A 5,176-nucleotide genomic window follows, 5' to 3' on the forward strand; every position below is an offset into this window, starting at 1 on the left:
CCGTGCGCACCGGCCTCGCGCCAGTGGCCGGGCGGTTGCTGCGGTGCGCCGTCGAGGCCGGTGCGCACGGCATCGGCGAGCCACAGCCCGAGCGCCTCGACGCCGGCGCTGACGCGCGCGAGCCGTTTTTCGGCGCGCTTCGCCGCGGCCTCGGGATCGGCCGTCGCTTTCGCGGCCGGGGCCGGCGCAGCCTCGGCAGGAGTTGCCGGAGCTGCCGGGGCTGTCGCCGCGCGGCTTTCGCGCTTCGCGAGCCATTCGCCGACCCAGTCCGGGGTCTCGGCACTCGCGGCCGGCACGTCGGCGTGCAGCAGCATCAGGCCGAGGCCGTGCTTGCACGGGAACTTGCGGCTCGGGCACGAGCAGCGGAAGGCCGGCCCGGCGAGATCGACCTGGGTGCGGTACGGCGTGCTGCCGCTGCCCTGGCATTCGCCCCACAGCGCGCGGCCGTCGGTGGCGTAGTGCAGCCATTTCGCACGTCGCGCCAGCCCTTCGCCGGCTTTCGCGGAAGCCGGGTCGGGGGCGAGGGCGAGGATCTGCGGGCGCTTGTACGACGGGACCGTCAAGAGGCTACCGGCATGGCGGGAAGGATGGCCGGCAGCATGGACGATGAACGGCCGGTCTGCAGCCCGGGCGCCTCACGAAATCCGGGCGGCCACCCGAGGCGGCACGCCGGCCCGGCGCACGTGCCGCCGCCCGGCGGGCTCAGGACGAATGATCCGGCAGACGTTTGGCGCGCAGGCGCGCGAGCACGTCGGAGCTGCTCGGACCGCTGCCGATCAGGCCCGAAGCCTTGAGCTTGTCCTCCAGCGAACGCTCGCTGCTCTGCGTCTCGTGTTCGAGCTGCGTGGCGGCGTCGAAGCGCGCCGACTGCTCCTTCTGGCGCTGTTCGAGGCGGGCCAGCGAATCCATCGCCGTGGTCATGCGCGCGTTGGCTCCGGAGTGCGAGGACGCGATCTGCGCCTGCGCCTTGTGCACGGCGTCGGTCGCCTTGACCATCGAGGCGCGCTGCTTGAGCTTGTCGAGGTTGCCCTCGGCGCTGCGGATCGCGGTCTTGACGCTGTTCTCGCGCTGCGCGAACTCCTGCGCCAGCGACTGCTTCTGGCCGAGCTCGCCTTCGAGTTCGGCGATCTTGGCCGCGAGTTCGTCGCGAAGCTGCGCATCCTGCGCTGCCAGCGAGCCGTCCGGCGCCTCGCGCGCCAGCACCTGGCCGAGATAGCCCTCGTATTCGCCGACCTTGCTGCCGAGCGCGCGCACGTCCTCATCGGCGAGCTTGCGCTTGGCCATCAGCTTGGTCAGTTCGTCCTTGGCCAGGCGCAGATCCTCGCCGGCGTCGCGGATTTCCTGATCGAGGATGCGCATCGCCTGACTGTCGACGATCGCCTCGCCGACCTCGGTGGCACCGCCGCGGATCGCGGTGATGATCTTGCTGAAGATGCCCATGGATGTCCGGACCTCCGGAATAAGTCTGTCAGTCGGTCAGTCGGCGCGCTTCAGGTAGGAGCCGAAGGATTCGTAGACCTGCACGACGTTGTCGCCGAGGGTTTCGATTTCTTCGAGGATTTCCTCGAGATCCGATGCCGCGCTCAGCGCGCCGAACAGCTCGTAGTACTCGCCGTCAGGCATCGTGACGATGCCGAAGGTCGACAGCGGCAAAATCTTGTGCGTGCGCAGCAGCAGCTTGTTGAAATCGGCCGGATCGGCGACCTCGTCGACGCGCCAGAGCAGCGTGCTGACCAGCAGTTGCGTGCCGCCGGCGATCATGAACACCGGCAGGTCTTCCAGTTCCGGGAAGCGGATGCCGATGCACGGCTCCAGCCCCTCGATGCTCTCGACCTTCAGCCGGCCGGCGCGCACCGCGTCGGTGTCGGTCAGGGCCGCCAGCAGCGTCTCCGTGGTCCAGACGAATGAATTCGTGGTGTTACCCATCCCCGCCCTCCTGCGCTTGACGATGATCGGAACGATGCCCTTGCGCAACGCCAGCTCGCAGGCGCGCAGCGCCTCGCTCTGCTCCGGCGGCACCCAGACATCGCGCTTCACGTAGCCGGCGGCGCGCATGCGTTCGCGGAACGCGCGCTGGTAGTCCGCCGAGGTTTTCTTCTGTTCTTCCATCGTGCTGAAGGTCCGCCGACTGCGTGCGGCGAGGCTGCAGCCTCACCTGTAAGGATCGTAGCACCGGCAACGGCTGCTATCGTAGCCGGGTCAGACCGTGCGCTGCCGGAGACAGCCGGCACGGAAAGCTATAGTGCGGGCGCGCACCGCGCGCGAAAACCCCGGGGTGAATGTTGTCATGGGCCTGCTCGATTCCCTGTTCAAGCTCGGCAAGAGCCGCGTGCGCGAAGCCGTCAGCGGCCGCAAGCCCGAGCGCACGCTGCCTTCGGCGCTCGGTCTGCGCATCGGCGCCTCGGTCGAGTTCGACCTGCTGCCGGTGCGCATGAACGCCGGCGCCTTCCGCTTCGCGCTGCCGCGCACCGACGAACCGATGATCGTCACCGCGCAGGGGCGTTTCGAACTCGGCGAAGGCATGATCGTGCACCGCTTCTACAGCGACAGTTCGACGATGCTGCAACTGCTCTGCCGCGACCTGCCCGGTCTGGAGGACCAGGTCGAGGAGATCACGCTGTACGTGCCGCTGGAGAGCGCCTACCCCGAGAACCGCGAGCAGATCCACCGCTGGGTCGGGCCGCAGGGGCGCATCGGCGCGCCGGAGTTCCGCATCGCCGACGGCACGCGCTACCGGCGCATCTGGTTCGACGACGAGCCCGGCCCGGCCTCGCCGGTGCGCTACACCGAGGAAGTCTTCGACGAGCCCGACAGCTTCAGCCGCCCGCGGCGCATCGCGCAGGAGGCCATGCTCTACGGCCGCGAGGTCGCGCCGGGGCGCAGCGAATACCTGCTGCCGGCGCTCGAGACCACCGACGGCGAATCCTCGGTGACGGTGATGGTCGGCATCGACCTCGACCGCAGCGCCGTGCGGGTGCTCTGAACCCGCTCCGCCCGGCCGCCGCGCCGCGGCCGTCCGACAGACCTTTTCCACCGGAACTTCCTGCCCGCCATGAACTATCTCGTCGGCCTGCCCGCCTTCGCGCTGTACTTCGTGCTGAGCAGCGCGCTGCTCGCCGCCTACTGCGCCGCGTACACCCGCCTGACCCGCCACGACGAAATGGCGCTGATCCGTGCCGGCTGCACGCCGGCGGCGATCGCCTACACCGGCTCGATCCTCGGCTTCGCGCTGCCGCTCGCCAGCGCCGTCGCGCACTCGGTGGCGCTGCTCGACTGCCTGCTGTGGGGCCTGATCGCGCTCGGCGTGCAGTGCAGCGTCTATCTCGGCCTGCGCCGCTGGTGCATGCCGGACATCTCCGAGCGCATCGAACGCGGCGAGACTGCCGCCGGCACGCTGCTCGCGGGCGCCTCGCTCGCGACCGGCCTGCTGAACGCCGCGAGCATGAGCTACTGAAAGGGGCGGGACCGGCCATGAAACGCTCGAAGATGCTGAAACTCGTGCTGATGGGCGCCGCCGGCACGCTCGCCGCCGGCTGCGGCGACGATGCCGACGATGGCTACGACATCAGCGAGGATGTCACCGTCTACAAGACCGTGCAGGAGTGCGTGGACAAGGGCGTGTTCACCGAAAACTTCTGCCGCGAGAACTTCGACAAGGCGAAGGAACTGCACGAGAAGGTCGCGCCGCGCTTCACGGCGCAGTCCTCGTGCGAGGCCCAGTTCGGCCCCGGCGGCTGCGAGGCGCGCCAGACCGACACCGGCAGCGTCTGGCTGCCGGCCATCGCCGGCTTCATGCTCGGCCAGGCGCTCGGCAACCGCCGCTCCGAGGTCATCTACCAGCCGCTCTACAACAGCTATTCGTCCAGCGGTTCCTACGGTGGCGGTGGCGGTGGCGGCTACAGCTACGGCAGCTACCGCACCTGGAACAGCCCGGCACCGATCCGCCCGAACGCCTCCGGCTCGGCGCGCTTCGACACCGACGTGCTGCGCGGTGCGGCCAGTGCGCAGAAGCCGGCGTTCGCGCGCACGACCACGGTCGCACGCGGCGGCTTCGGTGCGCGCGCCAGCTCCGGTTCCAGTTCGTCGTCGGGCTTCGGCGGATGAAGCGCTTCCCGGTCGCGCCGCGCGCCGACTGGCAGCAGACGGCCGCCGACTGCGGCTTCCGCTTCCACACCATGTACGGCGAACCCTACTGGGACGAGTCGGCCTGCTACGCCTTCACGCTTGAGGAGATCGAGCGCGACCTCGAAGGACCGAGCGCCGAACTGGCGATGATGTGTCTCGATGTGGTCGACATCGCCGTGCGTGACGAGGCCATCCTGCACCGGCTGGGCATCCCGGCCGGACAGCACGACTTCGTGCACGACGCCTGGCGGCGCGGCGAAGCCTCGCTGTACGGGCGCTTCGACTTCGCCTACGACGGCCGCGGCCCGGCCCGGCTCTACGAGTACAACGCCGACACGCCGACCGCGCTGTACGAAACCGCGTATTTCCAGTGGGTCTGGCTCGAACAGGCACTGGCACGCGGGCTGATCCCGGCCGGCTGCGACCAGTTCAACAGCGTGCAGGAGGTGCTGATCGAGCGCCTGTCGCGCATGGCCCCGCCCGAGGGTCCGATGCACTTCACCTGCGCGCGCGACAGCGAGGAGGACCGCGGCACCGTCGAGTACCTGCGCGACTGCGCCGAGCAGGCCGGCATCCCGACGCGCTTCCTGTTCGTCGACGAGATCGGCGTCGACAGCAACGGCCAGTACACCGGGCTCGATGGCGAGGCGCTGCGCCACCTGTTCAAGCTCTACCCGTGGGAATTCCTGTTCCGCGAGGATTTCGCCCGCTTCCTGCCCGGATGCGATACGTATTTCATCGAACCGCCGTGGAAGGCGGTGCTGTCGAACAAGGGCCTGCTGGCGCTGCTGTGGGAGCACTTCCCCGGTCACCCGAACCTGCTGCCGACCTGGTTCGCCGACGACCCGCGCGCCAACCGCCTCGGCGCCAGCTACGTGCGCAAGCCCCTGTACTCGCGCGAGGGCGCGAACGTGCGCATCGTCGAACGCGGCCGCATCGTCTGCGACGAACCCGGCCCCTACGGCGCCGAAGGCCACGTGCTGCAGGCCCTGTGCCCGCCGCCGCGCTTCGCCGGCCGGCACGTCGTCATCGGCAGCTGGATCATCGGCCA

General features: G+C 69.5%; 7 protein-coding genes. 4 read left to right on the forward strand and 3 right to left on the reverse strand.

Going from position 1 to position 5,176, the window contains the following annotated elements; genetic code table 11:
* From PKE44_RS14690 to PKE44_RS14700, 3 genes are all read right to left on the reverse strand, one after another.
* The coding region (locus PKE44_RS14690) for an SWIM zinc finger family protein (RefSeq protein ID WP_324552485.1) at positions 1 to 563 on the reverse strand (563 nt) is incomplete at its 3' end.
* A 139-nt stretch (positions 564 to 702) separates the two neighbouring features.
* Positions 703 to 1,440 (reverse strand): PspA/IM30 family protein, encoded by a 738-nt coding sequence (locus tag PKE44_RS14695; protein WP_324552488.1) that lies wholly within the window; start codon positions 1,438 to 1,440, stop codon positions 703 to 705.
* 36 nt (positions 1,441 to 1,476) lie between these two features.
* Positions 1,477 to 2,109 carry a YjfI family protein gene (locus PKE44_RS14700; protein WP_324552490.1) on the reverse strand — a complete coding sequence of 211 codons (633 nt, stop codon included), beginning with the start codon at positions 2,107 to 2,109 and terminating at the stop codon, positions 1,477 to 1,479.
* A 178-nt stretch (positions 2,110 to 2,287) separates the two neighbouring features.
* Here PKE44_RS14700 and PKE44_RS14705 point away from each other — a divergent pair, with 178 nt between their 5' ends.
* From PKE44_RS14705 to PKE44_RS14720, 4 genes are all read left to right on the forward strand, one after another.
* The gene (locus PKE44_RS14705) at positions 2,288 to 2,983 is read left to right on the forward strand and encodes a DUF2491 family protein (protein WP_324552492.1); all 696 of its coding nucleotides are present in this window, start codon (positions 2,288 to 2,290) and stop codon (positions 2,981 to 2,983) included.
* A gap of 69 nt (positions 2,984 to 3,052) precedes the next feature.
* Entirely contained in the window at positions 3,053 to 3,454 is a 402-nt protein-coding gene (locus PKE44_RS14710) for a DUF350 domain-containing protein (protein ID WP_324552494.1), read from the forward strand.
* 17 nt (positions 3,455 to 3,471) lie between these two features.
* Positions 3,472 to 4,104, forward strand: coding sequence for a DUF1190 domain-containing protein (locus tag PKE44_RS14715; RefSeq protein WP_324552496.1), 633 nt, complete (start codon positions 3,472 to 3,474; stop codon positions 4,102 to 4,104).
* A partial coding sequence (locus tag PKE44_RS14720; RefSeq protein ID WP_324552498.1) for a glutathionylspermidine synthase family protein occupies positions 4,101 to 5,176 on the forward strand: 1,076 nt, incomplete at its 3' end. The genes PKE44_RS14715 and PKE44_RS14720, both read left to right, overlap by 4 nt.

The sequence above is a fragment of the Plasticicumulans sp. genome, from assembly GCF_035331805.1.
GTDB lineage: Bacteria > Pseudomonadota > Gammaproteobacteria > Competibacterales > Competibacteraceae > Plasticicumulans.

Coding starts and splice junctions, on each gene's coding strand:
- PKE44_RS14695 (WP_324552488.1), bottom strand. CDS start 1,440: ATGGGCATCTTCAGCAAGATCATCACCGCGATCCGCGGCGGTGCCACC.
- PKE44_RS14700 (WP_324552490.1), bottom strand. CDS start 2,109: ATGGAAGAACAGAAGAAAACCTCGGCGGACTACCAGCGCGCGTTCCGC.
- PKE44_RS14705 (WP_324552492.1), top strand. CDS start 2,288: ATGGGCCTGCTCGATTCCCTGTTCAAGCTCGGCAAGAGCCGCGTGCGC.
- PKE44_RS14710 (WP_324552494.1), top strand. CDS start 3,053: ATGAACTATCTCGTCGGCCTGCCCGCCTTCGCGCTGTACTTCGTGCTG.
- PKE44_RS14715 (WP_324552496.1), top strand. CDS start 3,472: ATGAAACGCTCGAAGATGCTGAAACTCGTGCTGATGGGCGCCGCCGGC.